This is a genomic window from Anabaena sp. UHCC 0253, assembly GCF_009712085.1.
GTDB lineage: Bacteria > Cyanobacteriota > Cyanobacteriia > Cyanobacteriales > Nostocaceae > Dolichospermum.
The window spans coordinates 29378-52760 of record NZ_VILD01000003.1 but is presented as its reverse complement, the minus strand read 5'-3'; the positions used below and the strand labels follow the sequence as shown (position 1 = coordinate 52760).

Annotated in this window: 14 protein-coding genes and 1 tRNA gene; 8 read left to right on the top strand and 7 right to left on the bottom strand. The window is 38.1% G+C overall.

The window, feature by feature from the left end:
• Nucleotides 1–187 precede the first annotated feature (187 nt).
• The 4 genes from pstS (at nt 188) to pstB (ending at nt 4151) form a co-directional block, all read left to right on the top strand.
• Entirely contained in the window at nt 188–1348 is a 1161-nt protein-coding gene (gene pstS / locus FJR38_RS08535) for a phosphate ABC transporter substrate-binding protein PstS (protein WP_168536502.1), read from the top strand.
• A gap of 97 nt (nt 1349–1445) precedes the next feature.
• Nucleotides 1446–2399 (top strand): phosphate ABC transporter permease subunit PstC, encoded by a 954-nt coding sequence (pstC, locus tag FJR38_RS08530; protein ID WP_168499852.1) that lies wholly within the window; start codon nt 1446–1448, stop codon nt 2397–2399.
• An 11-nt stretch (nt 2400–2410) separates the two neighbouring features.
• Nucleotides 2411–3292, top strand: a complete 882-nt coding sequence (gene pstA, locus FJR38_RS08525; RefSeq protein WP_168499854.1) for a phosphate ABC transporter permease PstA — start codon at nt 2411–2413, stop codon at nt 3290–3292.
• 52 nt (nt 3293–3344) lie between these two features.
• The gene (pstB, locus tag FJR38_RS08520; RefSeq protein ID WP_168499855.1) at nt 3345–4151 is read left to right on the top strand and encodes a phosphate ABC transporter ATP-binding protein PstB; all 807 of its coding nucleotides are present in this window, start codon (nt 3345–3347) and stop codon (nt 4149–4151) included.
• Nucleotides 4152–4165: 14 nt separating this feature from the next.
• On the opposite strand, the gene FJR38_RS08515 is transcribed toward pstB, so the two are convergent.
• From FJR38_RS08515 to FJR38_RS08500, 4 genes are all read right to left on the bottom strand, one after another.
• Nucleotides 4166–4236, bottom strand: a tRNA-Gly gene (locus FJR38_RS08515).
• A 652-nt stretch (nt 4237–4888) separates the two neighbouring features.
• The gene (locus FJR38_RS29270) at nt 4889–5140 is read right to left on the bottom strand and encodes a pentapeptide repeat-containing protein (RefSeq protein ID WP_371418179.1); all 252 of its coding nucleotides are present in this window, start codon (nt 5138–5140) and stop codon (nt 4889–4891) included.
• A 553-nt stretch (nt 5141–5693) separates the two neighbouring features.
• A complete protein-coding gene (locus tag FJR38_RS08505; protein ID WP_168536500.1) occupies nt 5694–9164 on the bottom strand; it encodes a response regulator in 3471 nt (1156 codons plus the stop codon).
• 627 nt (nt 9165–9791) lie between these two features.
• The gene (locus FJR38_RS08500; RefSeq protein ID WP_168499857.1) at nt 9792–9941 is read right to left on the bottom strand and encodes a hypothetical protein; all 150 of its coding nucleotides are present in this window, start codon (nt 9939–9941) and stop codon (nt 9792–9794) included.
• 252 nt (nt 9942–10193) lie between these two features.
• Between FJR38_RS08500 and FJR38_RS08495 the strand changes: the two genes are divergently transcribed.
• Together FJR38_RS08495 and FJR38_RS08490 are read left to right on the top strand one after the other, a co-directional pair.
• On the top strand, nt 10194–10790 hold the full coding sequence (locus FJR38_RS08495; RefSeq protein WP_168536498.1) for a GNAT family N-acetyltransferase: 597 nt from the start codon (nt 10194–10196) through the stop codon (nt 10788–10790).
• Between the two features lie 391 nt (nt 10791–11181).
• Complete coding sequence (locus tag FJR38_RS08490; protein WP_168499858.1) at nt 11182–11724, top strand: hypothetical protein; 543 nt, start codon at nt 11182–11184, stop codon at nt 11722–11724.
• A gap of 43 nt (nt 11725–11767) precedes the next feature.
• Here FJR38_RS08490 and FJR38_RS08485 read toward each other — a convergent pair whose 3' ends face one another.
• Together FJR38_RS08485 and FJR38_RS08480 are read right to left on the bottom strand one after the other, a co-directional pair.
• Complete coding sequence (locus tag FJR38_RS08485) at nt 11768–12913, bottom strand: histidinol-phosphate transaminase (RefSeq protein WP_168536496.1); 1146 nt, start codon at nt 12911–12913, stop codon at nt 11768–11770.
• A 67-nt stretch (nt 12914–12980) separates the two neighbouring features.
• Complete coding sequence (locus tag FJR38_RS08480; protein ID WP_168536494.1) at nt 12981–13616, bottom strand: YqiA/YcfP family alpha/beta fold hydrolase; 636 nt, start codon at nt 13614–13616, stop codon at nt 12981–12983.
• A 281-nt stretch (nt 13617–13897) separates the two neighbouring features.
• On the opposite strand from FJR38_RS08480, the gene FJR38_RS08475 reads away from it, so the two are divergent.
• Entirely contained in the window at nt 13898–14785 is an 888-nt protein-coding gene (locus tag FJR38_RS08475; RefSeq protein WP_168536492.1) for a hypothetical protein, read from the top strand.
• Nucleotides 14786–14906: 121 nt separating this feature from the next.
• Here the strand turns inward: FJR38_RS08475 and FJR38_RS08470 are convergent, their stop codons facing one another.
• The gene (locus tag FJR38_RS08470) at nt 14907–20612 is read right to left on the bottom strand and encodes an alpha-2-macroglobulin (RefSeq protein WP_168536490.1); all 5706 of its coding nucleotides are present in this window, start codon (nt 20610–20612) and stop codon (nt 14907–14909) included.
• 300 nt (nt 20613–20912) lie between these two features.
• Here FJR38_RS08470 and pbpC point away from each other — a divergent pair, with 300 nt between their 5' ends.
• Nucleotides 20913–23282 carry a penicillin-binding protein 1C gene (gene pbpC / locus FJR38_RS08465; RefSeq protein WP_168537190.1) on the top strand — a complete coding sequence of 790 codons (2370 nt, stop codon included), beginning with the start codon at nt 20913–20915 and terminating at the stop codon, nt 23280–23282.
• The last annotated feature ends 101 nt before the right edge of the window (nt 23283–23383 follow it).

Sequence of the window (23383 nt, the reverse complement as noted above, 5' to 3'; positions counted from 1 at the left end):
GGGCAGGGGGCAGGGAGCAGGGGGCGGAAAAGTCGTTTTGATTGGAGTGAAATTGCGTAATTTATTTTTTTGTGTTCCCTGAGAGAATAGGGCTTTTTTTGTTTCTTAACCTATTGTTTACCTACACAGTTATTCTTTAGGTGTATCTTAGAGACGTTTATATAAAAATTAGCCAAACTTAACAATCATGCTATCACGCCTAACAGCAAGAACAAATAATCGCCTGACAACTTCAATTTCTGTATTGGCGCTGGCAATTAGTTTATCTGCTTGTGGGGAAACTAGCCCAACTAATCCAACTACTAGCGAATCTCCTGTTGGTACTACAACCACTCCTGCTAAGACATTAGACTTAGGAGGTACTGTGGAGTTAATCGGTGCTGGTGCTTCTTTTCCTTCACCACTTTATCAAACTTGGTTTGCGGAATTAAACAAAAAATATCCTAATTTAAAAGTCAATTATCAGTCAGTTGGTAGTGGTGCTGGTGTTGAGCAGTTTACGAAAGGAACCGTAGACTTTGGTGCTAGTGATGTAGCAATGAAGGATGAAGAAATTCAGAAGATACCCACAGACAAAGGGGTATTATTACTGCCTGTAACTGCTGGTAGTATTGTCATAACTTATAACTTAGCCGATGTGCCTGAACTTAAACTACCACGGGAAGTTTATACTGGTATTCTACTGGGTAAAATTACATCTTGGGATGATGCCGCGATCGCTCAAGCTAATCCTGGCGCGAAATTACCAAAAGAGCCAATCAAAGTTATCTATCGTGCAGACGGTAGCGGAACTACAGGTGTTTTCACTAAGCACTTGAGTGCCATTAGTCCAGAATGGAAAACTAAAGTCGGTGAGGGTAAAAGTGTAAAATGGCCTGTAGGTGTTGGTGCTAAGGGTAATGAAGGTGTCACCGCCCAAATTCAACAAACTCCAGGTGCTATTGGTTATGTTGAATATGGCTACGCTAAAGAAAATAAGCTCAATTTTGCGTCTTTAGAAAATAAATCAAAACAATTTGTGGCCGCTACTCCAGAATCGGCAGCGAAAACCTTAGCAGCAGTGACTTTACCGGAAAATCTTCGCGCTTTTATTTCTGATCCAGAAGGTGCGGAATCTTACCCAATTGTTACTTACACTTGGATTCTGGCTTATAAGAAATATGCTGATGCTAACAAAGCTAAGGCAATGGAAGCAACTATTGAGTATGCTTTAACTGATGGACAAAAGTTAGCAACTGAATTAGGGTATGTTCCTTTACCAGCGAATGTAGTTACCAAAGTGGCTGCTGCGGCTGATCAAATCAGTCCTGATTATAAGATTTCTGTTGGCGCTGATACTAGCAAATAAGTGACATCAAGTGACAGGTGACAGGTGACAGGCATTAATTAACCAATCACCAATCACCTATTAATTTTTGCTGATTAAACCTTTACAGTCAGTATTCATGACTACAAATTTTTCAGAAACATCATCGCTAATGAAAAGTCGCTCTGAAATGGATAGAAATCTAGATCGGAGCTTTATTTGGTTAACTCGGATTTTTGCATTAGCGATCGCTGCTACTTTATTATGGATTGCCCTACAAGTTGCCATTGGTGCTTGGCCAGCAATTCAAAAATTCGGGATCGGTTTTCTATTTACAAGTGATTGGAACCCTGTTAACAGTCAATATGGGGTGCTACCTGCGATTTATGGAACTCTGATGAGTTCTTTAATTGGACTACTTTTAGCTATTCCTATTGGTGTAGGAACGGCGATTTTGTTGAGTGAGGATTTTCTCCCCTCTCAAGTCAAGTTAGTTCTAGTATTTTTAGTAGAACTACTGGCCGCTATTCCCAGTGTCGTTTATGGCATCTGGGGAATTTTCGTTTTAGTGCCAATTATCACGAATTTGGGAAAATGGTTACACACCTACTTAGGCTGGATACCATTTTTTAGCTCTCCACCTACAGGTCCAGGAATGTTACCTGCGGGGGTGATATTAGCAATTATGACTTTGCCAATTATCACCGCTATATCCCGTGATGCTTTGATTTCTGTACCCTCTAGTTTGCGTCAAGCTGCCTTGGGAATCGGTGCAACCCGTTGGGAAACTATTTTCCAAATTCTCATTCCTGCTGCTTTTTCTGGGATTGTCAGTGCGGTAATGTTGGCACTTGGTAGAGCAATGGGGGAAACAATGGCTGTGACAATGTTAATAGGTAATGCCAATAACATTAATATCTCCCTCTTAGCACCATCTAATACCATTTCTTCTTTACTGGCTAATCAATTTGCTGAAGCTAATGGATTACAAGTTGCGGCTTTAATGTATGCGGCTTTAGTCCTATTTGCATTGACTCTGATAGTCAATATTTTGGCAGAGTTTGTTGTTGCTAGAGTTCAACGTCTGTATTGATAGGTGAAATTATGACTTCTTATTTTCCGCAAAGAAGCCTGACTCGTTCCTCTTCATCTCCCCGGACGTTGTTTAATACAGCGATGACTGTATTAGCTTTTGTCTGTGGAGCATTGGCACTTGTCCCTTTATTGGCAGTTCTTTCTTATGTAATTATCAAAGGTTTTGGTAGTCTAAGTTTGAATGTTTTGACCCAGTTACCACCTGCTCCTTTTGGGAAAAATGGTGGTTTTGGTAATGCTATTTTGGGAACACTTCTCATGGTAGGGATTGCAGCGATAATGAGCATTCCCTTTGGTGTGATGGCCGCAATTTATTTAACTGAGTTTAGTTCCCACAAAGTCGCTAGATGGATACGTTTTGCTACTAATGTTCTCAGTGGTGTCCCCTCGATTATTGCCGGGGTATTTGCCTATGGGATTGTGGTTTTGACGTTGTTAAAGCTAAACTTAGGCTCTTATTCAGCTTTGGGCGGTGGATTCGCACTAGCAATTTTAATGTTACCGATTATTGTGCGAACTACAGATGAATCTTTGCAGTTAGTATCTCAAGATTTACGTCAAGCTGCGGTGGGATTAGGTGCAACTAATTTTCAAACGGTGACACAGGTGGTACTACCGGCAGCTTTACCGGCTATTGTAACTGGTTCTACTCTAGCGATCGCTCGCGCGGCTGGAGAAACAGCACCATTACTATTTACGGCTCTTTTCTCTTCTTTTTGGCCGGATAGCATCCTCAAACCTACTGCTTCTCTGGCAGTTTTAGTTTACAACTTTGCGATTTCTCCCTTTCAGACTTGGCAATCTCTAGCTTGGGCTGCTTCTTTAATCTTAGTATTGATGGTTTTGATTACTAGTATTATTTCTCGCTGGGCAACTAGAGAAAAGGCTTAGTAATGGCTATTAATTCCAATTAAAACCTATCCAGAACAACTTCCTGACAAATATGGCTACTAACATTAGTACAAACAATGAAACTGAAGCGGTTTTACGGACAGAAAACCTGAATATCTACTATGGCAATTTCTTGGCTGTACAGAATGTTTGGCTAGATATTCCTAAAAATCGAGTTACGGCTTTTATCGGACCATCTGGTTGTGGTAAAAGTACATTGCTGCGATGTTATAATCGTCTGAATGATTTAATTGAATCATTTAGAGCCGAAGGTAAGGTTTATTTCGGCGACAAAAATCTTTATGCACCTGATATTGATCCTGTAGAGGTGCGAAGACGAATTGGTATGGTATTCCAAAGACCAAATCCATTTCCCAAGTCAATTTATGAAAATATTGCTTTTGGGGCAAAAATCAATGGCTTCAAAGGTGATATGAATGAATTGGTAGAAAGAAGTTTGCGACAAGCGGCTTTGTGGGATGAAGTCAAGGATAAATTGCGACAAAGTGGTTTATCTTTATCCGGTGGACAACAACAGCGGTTATGTATTGCCCGGGCGATCGCTGTCCAACCAGAAGTTATATTAATGGATGAACCATGTTCGGCTCTTGATCCTATTTCTACTTTGCGGGTTGAAGAACTAATTCACAAACTTAAAGAGGAATATACTATCGTTATTGTTACTCACAATATGCAGCAAGCATCACGGGTATCCGATAAAACGGCATTTTTTAATGTCAAAACTTCGGAAACTGGTGGACGTAGTGGTTATTTAGTAGAGTACAATTCCACAGAACTAATTTTTAGCGATCCTCAACAGGAGGACACCAAAGCTTACATTAGCGGCAGATTTGGTTAGTTCTGTACAGATAAAGCGGGTGGCGGGAATCGAACCCGCATTATTAGCTTGGAAGGCTAAAGTTTTACCACTAAACTACACCCGCATTTCCAATTGAATCAGTATAACATGGCTTTTATAAAAACGCAAGCATTTATGGAGAATTTATCGGTTGGATTTTGAGACGAATATATAAATTGCTCAAATCGGAGAATTTATCGGTTGGATTTTGAGACGAATATATAAATTGCTCAAATCTGGTTTTGATCCGTCTTGATTATAAGCAGCGAGAAAGTTTTCCTGTTGAAACATCTGGTTAATTGCTTGCTCATAAATGCTTATTTGGCTGCGGAGTGCGGCTGGTTCAATGGTGAGAACTATCGCTTGTTGAAAGTTGCCATTTTTATCAATTATTAAACTAGCCAGTATATTTGCTGGTTTAATATCTTCTTCGCTGGGAAGAACACTAGGCTCTAATTCCTTTTCTAAGCTACCTTTATATTCAGCCAGAACATCTGGTAAATCATTAGCTCGAAGTTGTTTTTGTTGGATTAATGCAATAACTTCTTCTTTAAAAATAGGATTGACGGTAGCGATCGCACCACCTCTATTAGAAGTTGGAGCAGGTTCTGGGGTAGGATTTACAGAAGGTTCTGTTGTAGGAGTTGGGGATTCAGCGGGAATTTCTTGGGGTAGGGGAGTTCCCTTTCCTAGTCTAACTTCTTGACGACGATTCCAAGGAAGCTCACTTTCTGGAATTATTGGTGTTGTTTGTGGTGTTGGGTTGGTGGGATAAGATTGTTGTCTAACTGGTGGTTTTTCAACTTCAGATTTTTTAACTTCAGGTTTTTCAACTTCAGATTTTTTAACTTCAGGTTTTTCAACTTCGGTTTTTTTAACTTCAGATTTTTCAACTTCGAGTTTTTTAACTTCGGGTTTGATAACTTCGGGTTTGATAACTTCGGTTTTTTTAACTTCGGTTTTTTTAACTTCGAGTTTTTTGATTTCAGGTTTGATAACTTCAGGTTTTTGAGTTTGCTCCTGTTGTTGTAAATTAACCCTAGAAACTATCTCATTATCTTCAATGTTGGGTGTAATAGGAGCTAATTTTGGTGAAGATGAAAAAGAAGATTGTGATTTAATCTTTGGGGTTGTTGGTTGTGGTTTGATTGGAGATTTTGGTTCAACAGCAATCTCGATAAAGTCAATAGGAATAGAACTTTGGTTAGATTGGGGAAACCAAGGCTGGAAATTATCAGACGAACGTATTAACCAAAATACTAACAAGTGAAGAGACACAGAACTAATAGATACAACAATCCATAACCAAGCAGGATCAGTATGTCCTCTGAAACTTTGAGATGTAATTAAACTCTTATTTGAATGATTATTTGTAATCATTAGTATTATGTTATGTCAGGGAACTAGGAATAGGGAAGAAATTTCTTTCTTCTTTCTTCCTCTTGATAGCACAACCTAAACAACCTAAATAAAAATTAAATGTACGTTATCTGAGTCCTTTTCTAGTTACTGACGAATTATTCATAACCTTTTTTTAGAAATTTATTTCACAGGTTCGGGTGTGACCATAAAAGTTAGAACTGTTTCATCTATACCTTTTAATTCTAAGGGACTACCTTTAGTAATTTCTTCTTCTTGTAAATAGTCTGCCACAGCAGCGGAGACTAGGATAGTACCAGGAACAGCGGCAGCTTGCAAGCGGGCAGCAATATTCACACTTGGACCAATGGCTGTATAGTCAGCACGTTCGGCGCTACCAAACATTCCGACAACGGCCGTACCTTGGTGGATACCACAGCGAAATTGTACGCCATCACGGCCATCTGTTTCAAAGATACCTTGCGATCGCCAGCGAAGATTTAATGTCTTCAATGCGCGTTGCATGGCTCTAGCTGTGTTAATGGCACGTCGGACTTGTTCATTGGGTGTCAGGTCTTCTGGCGCTCCATATAAAGCTAAGATAGCATCTCCCATAAATTTATCCACTGTACCGCCATTCTCAAATACAACTTTAGTCATGGCTTCTAAATATTCATTCAATATTTCTGCCACTTTTCGGGATCTAAGGGTATTAGATAGTTGAGTAAAGCCAACAATGTCGCTAAATAGAACCGTCACTAACCGCGGTTCTGGTTGTAAATCTAGTGTCAAAGTTCCAGTAGCGGCTTTTCTGACTAATGCAGTGGGTAAAAAGCGTCTGAGTACGGATTCTGTGAGATAGTAGTTTAACTCCAAGATGCGTTTTTCATTTTCCTTCAAAGCTAAAAGATTTCGTGCTTCGGCCAGGAGTTCCCGATCATTAAAAGGTTTGGCTAAATAAGCATCTGCACCTTTTTCTGTACCTTGAATTCGGGTTTCTTCATCCACTTTGGCTGTGAGGAGAATAATAGGTATACCTTTTAAATCTTCTTCATTGCGAATCATTTTAATCATTTCCAGTCCTGTCACCACGGGCATCATTAAGTCGGTGATAATTAAACTGGGTTTGATGCGTTGTGCAAGAATATATCCTTCATTCCCATTGCGGGCTGTATCTACTTTATAACCATTACGACGGAGAATATCAGATACATAGACTCGTAAATCGGGATTATCATCAACAACTAAAATTGAGTGTCCAGTCCCTGGGGCTGTAATACTCATAAGTTGAGCATCTTTAATTTCTGGATTTGCTAATGTGTCTATTGTCTGAGCCAAATCTTCTATATCTAAATCAACTTGTTCTAAATCAGCTAATTCCACACTAGCGCGACTAATATTCAAATCAGCGACAGTATCTAAAATTCTATCTGTAGGTAGGTGAGATGAACCGGTCAAAAGCTGTAAGGTAAATGTAGTTCCGTGACCATAAATTGACTCAACTGTGACCTTACCTCCGTGTAATTCTACTAATTCTTTCACGAGGGACAAACCCAAACCACTACCTTCGTAGGTGCGATTTTCAGAACCTTCAGCTTGACGGAATCGTTCAAATAGATAGGGTATTTGTTGGGGAAGAATACCAATCCCTGAATCTTGAACTTGCAAGATACAATTATTCCCTGCTGTAGCTAGTCTAATGGTGATTGTCCCATTTTCAGGGGTAAATTTCATGGCGTTTGACAAAAGGTTATAAATCACTTTGTCAAATTTTTCTATATCTAAGTAGACTGTGGGACAGGTAAGCAAATCGGTATTGACTTGGAGTCCCTTTTTCTCGCAGTAAGGACGAAAAGAGTCAACAATTTGGGTAACAAATTCGACGAGATCACAAGGACGGAAACTGGGCTGCATTCTCCCTGCGTCAAGACGTTGTAAATCGAGGAGTTGATTGACTAATCGTAGTAACCGACGGGAATTGCGGAGAGCGATAATACTTTGAGAATGGGATAAGCCTTCACCTGAATTGACTGCGGATTCTAGGGGTCCTTGGATGAGAGTAATGGGAGTCCGGAACTCATGGGAGATATTTTGGAAAAATTCAGTTTTTTGTTTGTCTAGTTCTAGTAAGCGTTCTGCTTGCTCGCGGGTTTTTTGGTATAAGCGCGATTGTTGGACAGCGATCGCGGCTTGGGAAGCGACTGATTTAGCTAACTCAATTTCAGAGGATAGCCACCTTCTAGCTTTGCTACCTTCCCGCAGAGTAATACTACCAATACATTTACCATCAGCTAGTAAAGGGACAACTATGAGCGATCGCACTGGCATTTTCAAAGGTAAATCAAAACCCTGAACATCAGCCGAACAATGGGTAATATCAGCAATTACCACCGGTTCTTCTGTTCGCAATAATTCTTGCAACACCGGATTATCCTGAATTCTCACTTGGGAATCAGGTAATTGATGATGCAAAATATTCGCCAAAGAATTCCCTACAGTATCAGAACTATCATATAAGCCTACACAATGAACAAATTCATCCTCCTGAGTCCACAAAGACAACACACAACCATCAACTTGTAAAGCCTGTCCTAACTGTTGAGTAATCGCTGCAAAAATATCTTCGGGATCAAGACTAGAACGAATGGCGCTAGTAATTGTATTAATCAAAGCTTCCCGTTTCGCTAAAGCCCGGACTTGTTCATACGCATAGGTTTGAGACAAAGCCAAAGCCGCTTGATCTGCCACAACCAAAACCAACTGGATCTCATCTTCTGCCCAAATCCGGACTTGCGATCGCTGATGTAGAGCCAATACCGCCATCAATTTTTGTTGCCAAATCAAAGGAACAACTAAGCTAGAACAAATATTAGCCGCCGCAAAAGCATTAGCCCGACTAATGTTTTCATCATCGCTTTGAATCCGCTCATCATCAGCAACATTATTAATTACCTGTAATTCGCGGGTTTCCCAGACTGTCTGTACCAAAATAGGCAAAGAGATACTTTTTGCTTCTGAAGTCTCCTGTTGGCTATCCTTCCCAGAGCTAATCGCTTTTTGGTAAATAAATCCTTCATCTGTCAACTGTTGATCTTGAAAAGGACGTAATAAACAAACATCTACTTCCAAAATATGTCCGACAGTATCAACAATAGTTTGTAAAACTTGTCGATAATTGAGGGCGCTACGAATCGTATTGGTAATGGTATTCAGCAGCGATTCTTGGCGGAGTGTGCGGGTAAGTTCCCTAGTTCTAGCCTTGAGGACATTGTGAGTGTCCATAGCTTGACGAACCACTGCTTTTAGTTCTTCAGATTCCCAGGGTTTAGTTACATATTTGAATACCTTGCCAGAGTTAATAGCATCTACCAAGTCTTCAACATCGGTGTAGCCAGTTAAAATAATGCGAATAATATCTGGATATTGGGTAGCTGTGAGGCTTAAAAATTCTGTACCACTCATCATCGGCATCCGCTGATCGGAAATGATGACTGAGATATCACCCTCTTGAGCCAGTAGTTCCAGCGCCGCCGGTCCAGAATTTGCCCGTAGCACCTTATAGTCACGATAAAAGGTGCGATAAAGCAAGTCAAGGTTGTCGGGTTCATCATCAACAACCAAAATTTTCGGCTTACTGTTTGCTTGTGATATCATGCACCGCTTTGCTGCTGCAATGGCAGTCGGATAAAGAATAAAATGTTCAAGTAGAGAATATGTATGAGTCAGGTAAGCTCAGGTTATTTCGACCAATAACTGACTGTTTGGTTACATGACAAGGGAATTTACCCTTGGGCAGAAATTCCAGGGTTTAACACCCCTAAACTCAGGGATCTTTTTACAGACTGGGATCTGAATTGTTAAGAAAAGTTTTCGGCATGACTGTCTTTGATTTTGAATTGTTTATTTTGGATCTTACTCCCTCACAGTAGTTGCTGATACATAAATTACTATCGGGATGGTGAATACGTGGAATGAAGCTATACATTAAGTTTTCTCATTTCAGCATTTGTACTAGCACTTTTAGGTTAATTGCATTTTTAGTAGATATGGTAGCGTTATGAATAATACATCACTCTGACTTACAGGCAAAGTATACTATTAAACAAATACCTGATTCTAATTTAGCAATCAGAACTAATACTAAAGCAAGTCGTAGTTTTAGGTAACTTTTCCATGAAGAATTGAGTATTTTTATAGGTTCTTCTCCCAGTATCCATTACTCAGTACCTATAGCACCAGTCTCTTTCGTTGCCAATTAGGGTAATTTTTAACTCTAATAGGCTAGGATAATTCATTTAGATAGGTTTTACTACCTTGACGGTAAGTTACCTTAGCTATAACTGTTTGTTTTTTTAACAACACGCTGACAATCCCCAGGTTTTCTGGTAATATATTCGGGTCTTGACCACCAATGCCGTAAGCGAAAATCACTAGCTTTTAGGTAAGTATCGCCAGAGAACCCTGAGCGTAGCCGAAGGGTAAAAGATTTGAGTCTTGGGAATCAGGACTCCTGCCCTTGGAGAAAATGTTAAACCAATAGAACTATGGAGTTCTGGCGGCTATTCCCGATGAATTGGGAAGCTCCGTCCATCTTACTGCGGAGTAGTTCACGATACCATTCAGTTATAACTGGCAAAGATACTGGGAAAATATCTTTTAAATTAAATTAATCCCCAACTAGCTTTGAAATCCTGGTTTTTTGATCCAACTCACTCCAAAGCAAGCCCAAAAACTGATACTCTATCTATTGGGCATCTGCAAATTCGCGTAGCTACACCTGATGATTTGACGATTATTGCCCAAATTGTGACTGAAAGTTTTCACTCCCAAGATGGTTTATGGGGTTGGGCTTTTCCCTTATTTCGTTTGGGTATTTATGAGGATCTCCGCCATCGTCTGAAGTTTCCCTTACCTCATCATGTTTGTTTGGTTGCTGTTGATGCTGATACAGAAGATCGTCAAATTGTGGGAACTATAGAAATGGGTGTCAAATTCAGCGATTCTTGGGATTATGTTAGTCAATGTTTTCCTTATCTATCTAATTTAGCTGTTCACCCCAGTTATCGGCGGCAGGGAGTCGCTTCTGGGTTATTGATTCGCTGTGAGCAAATTTCCCAAGAATGGGGATTTCAAGATTTATATCTTCATGTTTTGGAAAGTAATCATCAAGCCCGTCAACTTTATTTTAAGTTGGCATATCGCGTGTATAAAGTCGAATCTCCCTGGAATGCAATTCTCCTAAATCGTTCACGCCAGATATTACTACATAAACACATATAAGTACCTGAGCAAAATTAATTGCATATTTTTGGAACAAATCCCTGTTCCCTATTCCCTGTTCCCTATTCCCTATTCCCTGTTCCCTATTCCCTATTCCCTGTTCCCTATTCCCTGTTCCCTGTTCCCTGTTCCCTCTTAACAGGAATTGGAGAGCGGAAACTTCAACTTTACAAAAACTTTAGATAAAGACTGCTCTAGATTGAGATAAAGCTGGAGTTCATCCCCTAGAATAGGATAATTAAAATAACTGAACAGTGCGTATTTATTCCTAAAATAAATTATACTGTTCAGGATAACGTTGATAAAGGAAAATTCACAATTTCTCAATTCAATAGCAATTTTTGCTTTGAAGAGTACACCTGTAACAATATCGTAAGAAGTTTAACAAAACATGGATAGCGACAAGCGTAGACGCTACCAAACAGCTATGGTGTCAAATGACTGCGCTGATAATAGTGTTATTAACCAAATGATCATGCCAGATGGAACTGAGCAATTAGAAAGCTCTGATATTCTAGCACGGCTTCAAACCGGCAAGGTTCTCGTGGTTAATAGTCGGAAAAGAAATGGGTTAATACTCTTTAAACACTACCATGCAGAGTTTGCAGGACCTGGAGCAGTGATTGGTGGAGATTATGATAGTGATTGCCAAGGGACTTTACCCATAGGCAATCTATCTTTATTGACTCCAGAATCTCATCAAGATCGTCAAACCGCTTACTTGATTAGGCGGCAATGGATTCGCTTAATTAAGCAAATCACAGAAAGTCCTGTCGCTCAACAACGAGTCCAAAAAATTCTTGATCAATTTGAAGTATTTTTTCCCGCTGAGATAGTGGCTAATATCCCAGATGAGGCTTTTGCTATGTTGGTGGGTGTGTTACCACAAACAGTAACAATAGTCCGCCGGGTGGGTATTGATCTAGATAATTAGTGTCCAGTAGGTTACAGGGTTGAAAGTCTATTTATTTTACTAATTATTGTACTAAACTAGCTTGTATCCGTTGTAGAGTACGAGAATTTTCTTCGGGTGTACCGATGGTGATTCTTAAACCGTGAGGTAGAAGTCTAATCAGAGTACCCTGGCTTCTAAGTTTTTGGTTAAGACTTGTTAAAACGGCATCTGGTGAATGAGAGTCATTAGTTTTAACACACAGATATATAAAGTTAGTGGCGCTAGGTGTAATTTCTAAGCTGGGGTGTGCTGATAAAGCTGTGATCAGTTTGCTTCTTTCATTGAGGGTTTGGGGAATGGATTCTAGTAAAAGTTGACGATTTTCCAAAGCAATGAGGGCAGCGGCGATGGAAAAGCTGGGAAGATTGTAAGGGAGACGGACTTTTTCTAAAATAGCGATCGCCTGTGGATGAGCGATACAATAACCTACACGCATGGCTGCTAGACGGAAGGCTTTGGAAAAAGTCCGTAAAATTACCCAATTAGGACGTTGTAATAATTCCCCTACTAAGCTAGTTTGACTAAATTCAAAGTAAGCTTCGTCAATAACTACTAAAATTTCTTCTGGTAAACTTTTTAACCAATCTATTTCCGCTGCTGTTAAACAATTGGCGGTAGGGGAATTGGGATGAACGACAAAAACGGCACGAATGGGCGGCTGTTGAGTTTGAGTAATGGCAGCTTGGGCGGCGGTTAAATCAGTTTCAAAGTTACTTTTATCTCTACCCACTGTCACCACAGAAATGCCCAAAGTCTGGGCTAAAATGCCGTACATAGAAAAAGTGGGGTTGGCGACTAAAATAGAACCTTCTCCGCCTAAACAAGTGGCAATTAATAGAGAACGAATCAGTTCATCAGAACCACTACCGACGGAAATATTCGCAGCGGTGAAAGTTGCAGGTGAAAGGTTTGCAGATTCATTCACATATTGGGCGATCGCATTTTTAAGTGCTTCATGGCCACCATCAGGATAACGATTTGTTTCAATAACTTGCTGATAAGTCCAAGCTAACTTTTCTTTAATTTCCGGTGGTAAATCTAATGGACTTTCATTAGTATCTAAGCGATCAAATTGAGTTGCAACAGGTTCGGCGCTATCACTACCAGGATGAGGTTTATAAGCGTTAAGTTGAGATAAATCGGAACGAATAAATTTAAGATTGGTCATTGGTAATGGGTGATTGGTAATGGGTGATTGGTAATTGGGAAAACTTGTCTTTGTTGGCTTTTGCTTTTTACGATAAATGGCAAAATGTGGAAATTGCTTGCCAAATTTCGGGAGTGACATTTCCCAAACCATGATCACTATTGAATTCTATTAATTCTACCCAAGGACGGGTACAGGCGAACTCTCGACTGGATTGAATGGGGATAACTTCATCATGTTTCCCGTGAAGAATCAAAGTTGGAATGGGGCGTTGTAACAAATTTTCCTGGTATTTCTTCGCATCGGTTACAAAATTGTAACTTAGAGGTAGCAATTGTTGTTGCCCGTAATGATATACCATCATATATTTTGTGCGTTGCCATAGGTTTAAACCGATTGCTCCGAATTTTGGCAACCAATGTCCTAAAAATCCAAATGCAGGTGCTAGTAAAATTAGGCGTTGTACTTGTAAATGTTGTTGTGCTAAATGGGCAGATGTCAAACCGCCTAAGCTAGAACCTATGAGGGTGACTGGTTGAGAATTTTGGGAAAATTCAGCAGCGACTTGATTTAATTGGCGAGTAATTGTCAAATGAGAAAAATCACCAGCGTTCAAATCGGGAATTTGCATTGATATTTGTAGTTGAGAAAAGCGATCGCTAATATCCTGAGCTTTGCTAGACTGAGGACTAGAAGCAAAACCGTGAAGATAAACATAATTCATAACTTTGTCATTCTCAAAATTGATGAACCTCACTTATCTACGATATCTAATGTTCTTGGGCATATTTGAGATGTAGCTTTGCGTAAGTCCTACTTAAGCAAAATATCTCTGAAACCTCTTTTCTATCCCTAACAGGACGCTGCGCGAACGTTCTTTCGTGATTCGTGCATAAGTCTTGTTAAGTATTTTTAATGTTTATTAACAATTCTTGCTACAAACTAAATAGTATTTTCATGTAGAATCAACCTTGGTATAAAATTTCAATTACCAGGTAATTTATCATGAGAAATTGGCAGCACAAATTATTTGCAGGCTTGGTTTGCTGTGCATTGTTAGTTTTTGGATGGCAAAATAAAGTATTAGCTGAAGAAACTACTGGTTATAGTACCCCCATACCAAAGGCGCAAATAGCCCAATTAGAAGTAACTCAAAACGTCTATGATTATCTCTTGCAATATCAACCAGAAACTTATAATTTTCTGACAAAAGCATTAGTAGAAAGTGTTGAAGATGCCAAAGAACCACTAGCAGATGAAGTAGTAAATAATCTTTGGGCTTTATCTCCAAATAATCCCCAAGTTAAATGGAGAGAAAATAATGGCAAAGTAGAATATTTGATGTCAACTTGGAAATATACAAGTAACCCCAATACAGATTGGCCAATAGGTACAAAAAAAGTTTTACCTTATCAAACTTGGTTTACCGCAGCATCACAAGTGAAAGAATTTTGTCAGCAATATCAAGCAATTGATAGTAATATTCCTGATGATATTGAACTTTCATTGCGGTTACAACAGTATTTGGGTTTAATTTTAAATAAATATTCCACTAAAACCCATTTTGTCGAACTTTGGGTAAAAGCAGAAGATCTAATTAGACCATGTATTGATGCCGAAATTGACGATTCTAGCTGTAATCTTTTACCTTTACCTGTTCCTGATAGCAGTCCTGTTATCAAGGCAATATACACCAATTCCTACACCAATGCGAAACAAGAATATTATCCTTGGTCTGGTTTAGGTTACACTTATGATTGGGGAAATCCTCAAAAACCCCATCAAGGACCAAGTGAATTTATTATTAACCCCACTCCAGAAAAACCTGTAGAGGTGGAAGTTGTTTCTGTGACACCGACGCAAGAATATTGTCGGAATCAGATTGTGCAGTAAGGTTTTTTTTAATAGCAAATATCTCATTTGTCGGGTGGGTTATGCTACCGCTAACTCACCTTTTTAAACTCTTACTCTCTGTGACTCTGCGTCTCTGCGTGAAAAAAAGCATACATAAAACTCACTTTTCCAAGATATTTAAAGTAGAATCAGCACTACGTCCAAATTCTTCTGGTGCATATTGAAGATGTACTTCTGCACCAGGCCAAATGAATGTTCCTGGAGTTACAGAACGGACTAAATAATGTAAGCTGTAAACGCCTGGTTCGAGATGATCTGCATAGGAAATAATTCGATCTTTATAGATAGTTTTATATCCTAATTGCCAATTATCGGCTTTTGCTTGTAATGCTGGTGTTGCTGTTTGAAAACTATCATCTACTGCTTCAAAACCTGCGGGTAAGGGGTCTTTAATCACGACATGATCTACAGGATGATCTGTAATTACTTCTAAACCAATATCAAAGACTTGTCCAGGTTGTAAAGTCAAAGGTTTATCAAAAGCATACATTCCGGTTTTTTGGATAACTTTCTCTTCGTTGACTTTACTAATTTCTCGCGTTACTCGTAAACCGTTAAATCTTCCTGGTTGATTTCCTTGTAAACGGTATTTGTAAGCAACTAAATAATGTAATCTGCCTTTTCCCGATTTTTGTAAGAGTAAATCATGATTACGTTGAGGTAATTTATTCATGGGAACATTTACTGCAAAGCTAGGATTTTTATAGCCATTAAAACGGATTTCTCCTAATTTCTGATTTCCTAATTTTACCGTAGTCATAAAATTAGGTGGTGTGGGTTGAAGTTGGCTATATTCGACTAAAGCTGTGAGGGCTTGGGCGTTATTATAACTAGATTGCCATGTTCCTTCTCTGCGTAAATTTAGAAGACTTTGCAGTAATTTATCAATGATTTCTGGGTTGGTTTTTTGGTCAATAAATAGCCGTAAAGCTTGGGCTTGAGTGGTGATATTTGAACTCATCCAACTCCAATTTTTGGGTAAGTTGACAACTGCGGTACGTCCAGTTTCATAGATATTTTTTTGGAACTGTACTCGCATAATTTGGGCTTCATTTTGCCATTCAGGAAATTGATATAAATATCGCGCTAATTTGATTTGAGTGACTAGATCAAAATTATTGCGTTGTTGATAAATATCTGACAGGAAACTATTGCGTTTATCTCCTAATTGTGATAAGGCAATTAAAGAATTTAGTTGCAGTTGAGACTTACAAAGTTTCTGTTTACAAAAGTCGTATTGTCCAGGGTTCGCAAGCACATTTTGGAGATAATTTTTTAGATTAGAGATGATTTTTTTCTCAACTAAATCAGGAAAACTTTGATTAGCTTTAACTAAAGATTCTACAGCATAAGTAGAAATCCAAGGATCTGATTTTTCTTGTCCTGGAAATGCTGCAAAACCACCATCTGCTATTTGCAATTTTTGTAATTGTGCAATTGCTAATTTTGCTTGTTGTTGAGGATTAAATTCGGTAAATGTCTGATTATATTTTTGAGTGAGAGTTTGCAGATTTGCAGCAATTAATAATTGACTTGCAGCTGGTTCTGCAAATGGTAAATCATTATTTTCTAAAACTTGTTTTGCGGGGGCTTTAATTTCAGGAATTAAGGTACTAGCTAATTGAATATCTAAACCTCCGGCTTCGCGGAAGGTATTTTTAGCAATATTCACCGGAATTTTTACCTGTTTTTCACTAACACCAGTTTCTACAACTTGTTCTGTAATTTCTAAGGGTTTAATTTCCAAAGGGACAGTAAAAGCATCAGCGATATTATTTAATTGGGTGGTAAATGTAACTTTACCTTCTCCCACATTTCCCACTACCATGGGGAAACGATAAGCTTGGGTTGCTGACTCGGCTTTTGGTTGTAATGTGGTAGTTTTGGGGTTATTTTCAGCGAAGTTGAGAGAACCGCTAAGTTCACCGTTAATATGCAGATTTCCGGTGTTTGTGGTGGTGTTAGTGACTGATAAACCTGCCAAAATGCGATCGCCTGTACGGGCAAATTGTGGCAAAATAGCATTAGTTATTAATGGCTTTGTGGTGATAAATGTCGCGTCACCATTCCCAAACCGCAAATTTCCATCTGTAGCGACAACCATTATCCGCCATGTTGTTAAATTATCGGGTAATTTAAAGGTGATTTTCGCCTTACCATTATCATCACTAATTACCGCACCATTGTAATAAGCTAAAGCTTGAAAATCTTGGCGAATACGAGTATTTGCTAAAGCATTTGATAAGCCACCACCATAACCCCAACCTTTAGGTAAACTTGTCGGTAATGGGGCTAATTTAACATCACGACGATTATCACTAAATCGAGTCGCAATTGGTTGTTCTGCATAAACAGTATCTACCAAATTTGGCGGACGATAACCAGTTAATTGTAACACCGCTTCATTCACCACCATGACAGTAAATTGTCCTTTGGTGGGGTTTCCTTGATGATCTTTTAATTCCAATTCTACAGTTTCTTCTTTTCCTGGTTCTAAAGATTTTTCAACTGGGTTAATTTGTACCTTTAAATATTTATCTGCTAAGTCAACTTTAAAATCTGCAAACCCAATTTTGGCTAAATTTTCTAAACTTCCTAGTTTTATTTGATTCAGTGGTTTACCTTGTCTAACTAATACCGCTTGTACTGCTGCATTAGGTAACATTTCTGGAGTAACTGTAAACTGAATTTGGGGCGCACCTCCTTTAATTTTGATTACTTGTTGATAGAGAGGTTTATCTTTAATGACTGCAAAATATAATTCTCCTTCTGGGTAGGGAGATTGAATTAAAGCTGTGGCTGTATCTCCAGGTTTAAATTCTTTTTGATTTAATTTAACTTCTAATTGATCTTTTTCTTCTCCACCCCAAAATACTTGATTTTCTCCTGTTACCCAAATTTGTAAATCTGTGGCTGTAATTTCATCTCTATTATCACTAAAATTAGCGCGAATTCGATATGAACCGGATACACTAGGTTTCAAATTGACTGTTTGGGAAGTATTCTTAGAGGTAATATCTGTTTTCGCAACTGTTTGATATTCAACTTGATTTTGTGGCGTTTTACTACCTTCCACAATTTTAGTAACGCTGCTATATTTCATCTGTTGTAATTCCAGATGTACTCGTTTATTTTCTAGAGGTTTTCCCGTTGCGTCTGTGACAATCAATTCTACAGGAAAATTCTTACCAGCGTTAGCAACAAAATTACTTTTTAAACCAATAATTCGGTTACTGGGTAAAGCAGTAAAACTTTGGGAATTAGCAACCGATAAATTAGAAATATCACTAATTTGCACATCTACCCGATAAGTCATGGGGTAGGGTAAATCTTTAGCTACAGTTACAGTTTGATTACTTTTCCCATTAGGATCTAATTTGGTGTTAGTTTGTAAAACATCATTAGGAACATTGGGACTTTCTTCAGGCCAAAACCATTGTCTCCCAAAACTAAATTCTTCCCAACCTTTGGGGATAAAATTAGTCTGTTGACGAGTGACAAAATATTTGGCTTCTCCCCCTTCCACAGGTGAACCAAATAAGTAATTACTTCCTACCTGCACATCAATTTTGTCATTAATTAATGCAAATTCTTTATTTAGCTGTAAATCAACTTTAAAATTTGGGGGTTTAAATTCTGATATCCGAAACTCTCCAGAAATTTCTTTGCCATTTTTACCTTTAGCTTGAATAGTATAATAGCCTAAAGGCTGATTTTTGGAAATTGGTAACTCTAAAGAAAATGTACTAAATTCGTTAGTCGTTTTTGTTCCTAAATCTGTATTTTGTCCATTCGGACTGACTAAAGTTAATTTATAGTCGGAATTTTTATCTTCTTGAATTTCACCCTTTTCTAAATAATCTGCAAAAGCAGTAAAAGCTGCTTTTTCTCCTGGTTGATATAATTGTCTATCAGAAAATATTGTCCCTCTCGATTCTGGTTTTTCAGCTTCCCAACCAGCATCAATTCCATAACCATAAGCACCACTATATTCTTCAGTTCTCGCAAATGCCCAATCTTGATTTTCACTGGCAATTACTAATAATTGCGGTAGACTAGATTTCAATTTAGGATAACATTGTGTTAATTGATTATTCTCAATGATCAAAATTCCCTTTTCATCAGTTTTTCCGGTTGCACAGGGTACAGGTTGAGGACGAGATTTTTCTGCTAATTTTGATTGATAAATTTCAATATTTGCCCCTTTAACTGGTGAACCATTACTAAGATGATGAACTCGAATTAAACCCGATTCTGGAAACCATTGAGAAAAGACACCTAAATTAGTTAATTGTACCATGCCATAAGTTGTCGGTTCTCTCCACAATTGTTTACCGTCTTCTTGATATTTGTGAGTTCGTGCTTGCACTCCATAGGCTAACATTCCCTGAGTAGTACCTAATTTTTCTTTCAGGGGAACATTGATATTGACTGAATGATTTTGCTTATTCCTAATTTGGAAACTTTGCCATTTAGCAGGTTGGGGTAATAACTCATTAGCAGTATTGGTATAAACTAAATCTGTTGGTTTAACAATACGATACGCTGCTTGATATTTTGACCCTGGTAAATTAATGGTATCAATATTAATTTGTAAGTCTTTATCAGTAGGAAAAATATTTAACTCGGAAGGGGCTGAAATATTCCCAGCTATATCACCAGTATCATATTTAATTGTGAGTGGTTTATCTAAATTTTGTCCAAATTTATCTTTCAGATTTCTCTCTATATTAATTGTATAAGTAGTAGCTGGTTCTAAAGCATAGGGATTAATGCTGACAATTCTATCTTCTTCGGAAATTTGCAAGACATTATCAATGTTTTTCGGTGCTGGCTTAATTTTAATATTTTCCTTCGCTGAATCTGCTAATAAGACATTATTAAATTCTAACTGGGGACTACCTTTAATAAATCTGCCATAAGTTCCACCTGAATCTGGTTCTCCATAAGGTTTAATTCCCACAAATTTTAAAGGTGAATAAGTCGCCAATTTACTGACAAATTCCTTTTGACTGGGTAAATTTCCATTAGCAGGAAGAATCCCAGGAGAAAATGTTAACCGGTAAGATGTAGCTTTTTCTAACTTTTGTACAGGAGTAAGATCATAAACCCAATTTCGGGCTGAAGCATCAAATTGTTCAAAAGGATCTAAATTATCTGGTGTTTCTTCCTGCGCTAATTTCACATTCAAACCCACACCTTGAGTCTTACCTTGAGGAACTAACAATAAATGCTTACGTACAGAATCTATGTCTAATTCTAAATTTGAAGTAAATTGTAAATTTGGTTTTAAATCAATGGGTTCAAATTCCGCATTTTCAATTGGGTTAACTCCTGGTAAATTAGTAATTAAAACAGGTTCTGTATTAAAAGTCCAAGCTAAATCTTCATTTAAACGATGTTTTTTTAAATCTGCTAAACCCGCTTTCAGAGTAACTTGAACTCGCGTCGCTTGTGGTATAGCTTTATCAGCTTGAAAACCTACCATACGCGGAGTTAAAAAGCGAAATTGTCCCGGTAAAGGAGGCCAAATCTCAAATTTAGTTAATAAACTTTGCTGTTGGGGACTATCAAGACTTTCCACAGGAATTAAAGCCTCTTTAAAACGGATACGAATTTGACTAATAGGTTTTGCGTCTCCCAAAGGACTAATTTGTTCTATCCAATCTGGTAACTTTGGCGTTATTAACGACTCAACAATTGGTAACTTTTCCTTCCCTGATTTAATACCAATAAAATTACAACCCGTCATTCCTAATATAAGAGTGACAATAACCAGGAACTTAAAGATTTTTTTATTCATCATATTAAATAAATGCCAAAAATATCAAAAGCAATTAGCTACAGTAAATAAAGCAATCCTAAATAAAACGTAAATATCTCCTTCCTCTCTTCCTCTGTGTTCTCTGCGCCTCTGCGGTTCGTTAAAAAATCTTATTCCTAGTAGCTTGGATTTCCTTATGTCAACCCAATATTATCAAAACTTTTGTTGGGTTGCGCTGTCACTTAACCCAACCTACTTTTTTCTTACTTGAACCGTATTGGTATATAGATAACTAATCCATTATGACAATTCCCAAAAAAGCATACAATTCTTAACATTGTGATGAATTTACCCACACGACTCCTAAAAACTCTGACTCTTTGCGCCTCCGCGTCTCTGCGTGAGATAAAATCATATAAATTGCAGCTAAAGCGCAACTACAAACTAAATAAAATAATTTTCTCCTTCATATTAATCTGTTTATTAATCCGATTATGTCCTTATTTTGCACCTATTCATAGTATAGATATTGCCCAGCATCAATTAGCAATAGAGTTTACAGATCGTAATGGTTTACCATTAGGAACTATATTAACTACAGATCAAGAAAATACCTCAGTTGTGAAATTAAATCAAGTTTCACCACAATTTATTAATGCAATTTTAGCCGCTGAAGATGGTAACTTTTATCAACATGGGGCGTTAGATTTAAAAGCAATTGTGCGGGCTATTAAAGAAGCAATAGAAAATAGAAAAATTGTTTCTGGTGCGTCCACAATTACCATGCAGTTAGCGAGAATGTTGGATAATTCACCTCGGACAATAACTGCAAAATTAAAAGAAGTTTGGTTATCTTGGCGATTAGTTGCGGGAATGAGTAAAGATGAAATTCTTGCTGCTTATATTAATCGTCTTCCTATGGGTGGAAATATTTATGGTGTGGAAGCTGCGGCGCGAATTTACTTTTCTATTCCTGCGAGTGATTTAAACTTAGCCCAAGCTTCTTTCCTAGCAGCAATTCCTAATAATCCCACTTATTTTAATCCTTATCAACATCGAGAAAGATTACAACAAAGACAGAAATATGTTTTAAACAGAATGGTAAAGGAAAAATATATTTCTGATGCTGACGCGCAACAAATATATCAAGAAAAAGTTATATTTCAAACTCGTCAACAGGGAATTATTGCTGCGCCACATTTTTTATTTTGGTTGGCGACAAAAAACAATACACCCAACCTAGAATCATCACCTATTCGCACTACGATAAATCGCCCTTTACAGCAATTTGTAGAAACACAAGTAAAACAAGTAATTGCTTCTTTAAAGGCTAACAATGTTCATGATGCAGCAGCGGTGATAATTGACAACTCCACTGGGGAAGTTTTAAGTTATGTCGGTTCGCCTGATTATTTTAATGAAGTGCAATTAGGACGAAATGACGGAGTACAAGCGTTGCGTCAACCTGGTTCTACCTTAAAGCCTTTTGTGTATGAATTAGCTTTAGAAAAAGGAGTAATTAGTCCTCATAGTATTTTGCCAGATGTGCCTACTCATTATGCAATTCCGGGAGCAAAATTATATAGTCCTACAGATTATACTAACACCTTTCTTGGTCCGGTACGAGTTAGAGTTGCTTTGGCAAATTCTTTAAATATACCTGCGGTAAAGGTATTAGAAAAAGTGGGAGTCGAAACTTTCTTAAATCGGTTGCGTGAGTTGGGCTTTGCACATCTCAATCAAAGTGCTGAATATTACGGTTTGGGTTTGACTTTGGGAAGTGGTGAAGTGAATTTATGGGAACTCGCTAGGGCTTATTTAACTATGGCTAATCTGGGGAAAAGTCAACCATTGGTAACAACATTAAATAGTTCCCCAAGTTCCAATTCTCAAACTTTAGTTTCCCATAATTGGCGATTAATTATTGATATGTTAAGCGATCGCTATGCCCGATCTACAGCTTTTGGTGTAGACTCAGTGTTAAATTTGCCCTTTCCCGTCGCTGTCAAAACTGGTACTTCTTCAAATTATCGTGATACCTGGACAGTCGGCTTTAGCAGTGATTATACTGTAGCTACTTGGGTAGGTAATTTCAACGGTGAACCCATGCGTCAGGTTTCCGGTGTAACAGGGGCTGCACCTTTATGGAACAGAATTATGTTACATCTGCATGAACATCAAGCCCCTGCTGATTTTCCGCCTCTAGAAGGTATGGTAAAATTACCAATCTGCGCTACTACAGGGTTAAAACCTACACCTGATTGTAATTCTGTAGTTCAGGAATATTTCTCTTTCCAAGATCAAATTGCTTATGAAAAATCTACTGATTCCTATTTATCACCTGTGTATGATGAATGGTTAGCAAAACAGCCACAATTGAATTTTAATGCTGATAATTTCCGGATTATATCTCCTCGGAATGGGGATTTATTTCTGCTGTATTCCGGTGGAGAGGGACACCAAAAACTAGAATTTAAAGCCAGTGGAACATTAAATCAGCCTGTGGAATGGTGGCTAAATAATAGGCATTTATCTACACAGTCAAATGATGCGATATTTTGGCATTTACGCCCTGGTAATTGGCAGCTGGAAGCCAGAATTGGTAAGCTACACGACCAAATAAACTTTCAAGTGGAGTTGGGAAATATTCAACCAACAAAGCCAGGGTTTTCTGTAGCAAATCCCACTAAAGTTCCAAAAGTTATAGATTGATAAATTTTTAATACTAAACTCAATCTTTTGTCCGGGATTTTTTCAATCAAAGTTGATAATGAATATAAATGGGGTTGAAAGTTTTAAGGAAGTGAAATAGT

Excerpts from the sequence above, each read along its gene's own strand:
- pstS (WP_168536502.1), top strand. The coding sequence starts at position 188 with ATGCTATCACGCCTAACAGCAAGAACAAATAATCGCCTGACAACTTCA.
- pstC (WP_168499852.1), top strand. The coding sequence starts at position 1,446 with ATGACTACAAATTTTTCAGAAACATCATCGCTAATGAAAAGTCGCTCT.
- pstA (WP_168499854.1), top strand. The coding sequence starts at position 2,411 with ATGACTTCTTATTTTCCGCAAAGAAGCCTGACTCGTTCCTCTTCATCT.
- pstB (WP_168499855.1), top strand. The coding sequence starts at position 3,345 with ATGGCTACTAACATTAGTACAAACAATGAAACTGAAGCGGTTTTACGG.
- FJR38_RS08505 (WP_168536500.1), bottom strand. The coding sequence starts at position 9,164 with ATGATATCACAAGCAAACAGTAAGCCGAAAATTTTGGTTGTTGATGAT.
- FJR38_RS08490 (WP_168499858.1), top strand. The coding sequence starts at position 11,182 with ATGGATAGCGACAAGCGTAGACGCTACCAAACAGCTATGGTGTCAAAT.
- FJR38_RS08485 (WP_168536496.1), bottom strand. The coding sequence starts at position 12,913 with ATGACCAATCTTAAATTTATTCGTTCCGATTTATCTCAACTTAACGCT.
- FJR38_RS08480 (WP_168536494.1), bottom strand. The coding sequence starts at position 13,616 with ATGAATTATGTTTATCTTCACGGTTTTGCTTCTAGTCCTCAGTCTAGC.
- FJR38_RS08475 (WP_168536492.1), top strand. The coding sequence starts at position 13,898 with ATGAGAAATTGGCAGCACAAATTATTTGCAGGCTTGGTTTGCTGTGCA.
- FJR38_RS08470 (WP_168536490.1), bottom strand. The coding sequence starts at position 20,612 with ATGATGAATAAAAAAATCTTTAAGTTCCTGGTTATTGTCACTCTTATA.
- pbpC (WP_168537190.1), top strand. The coding sequence starts at position 20,913 with ATGAATTTACCCACACGACTCCTAAAAACTCTGACTCTTTGCGCCTCC.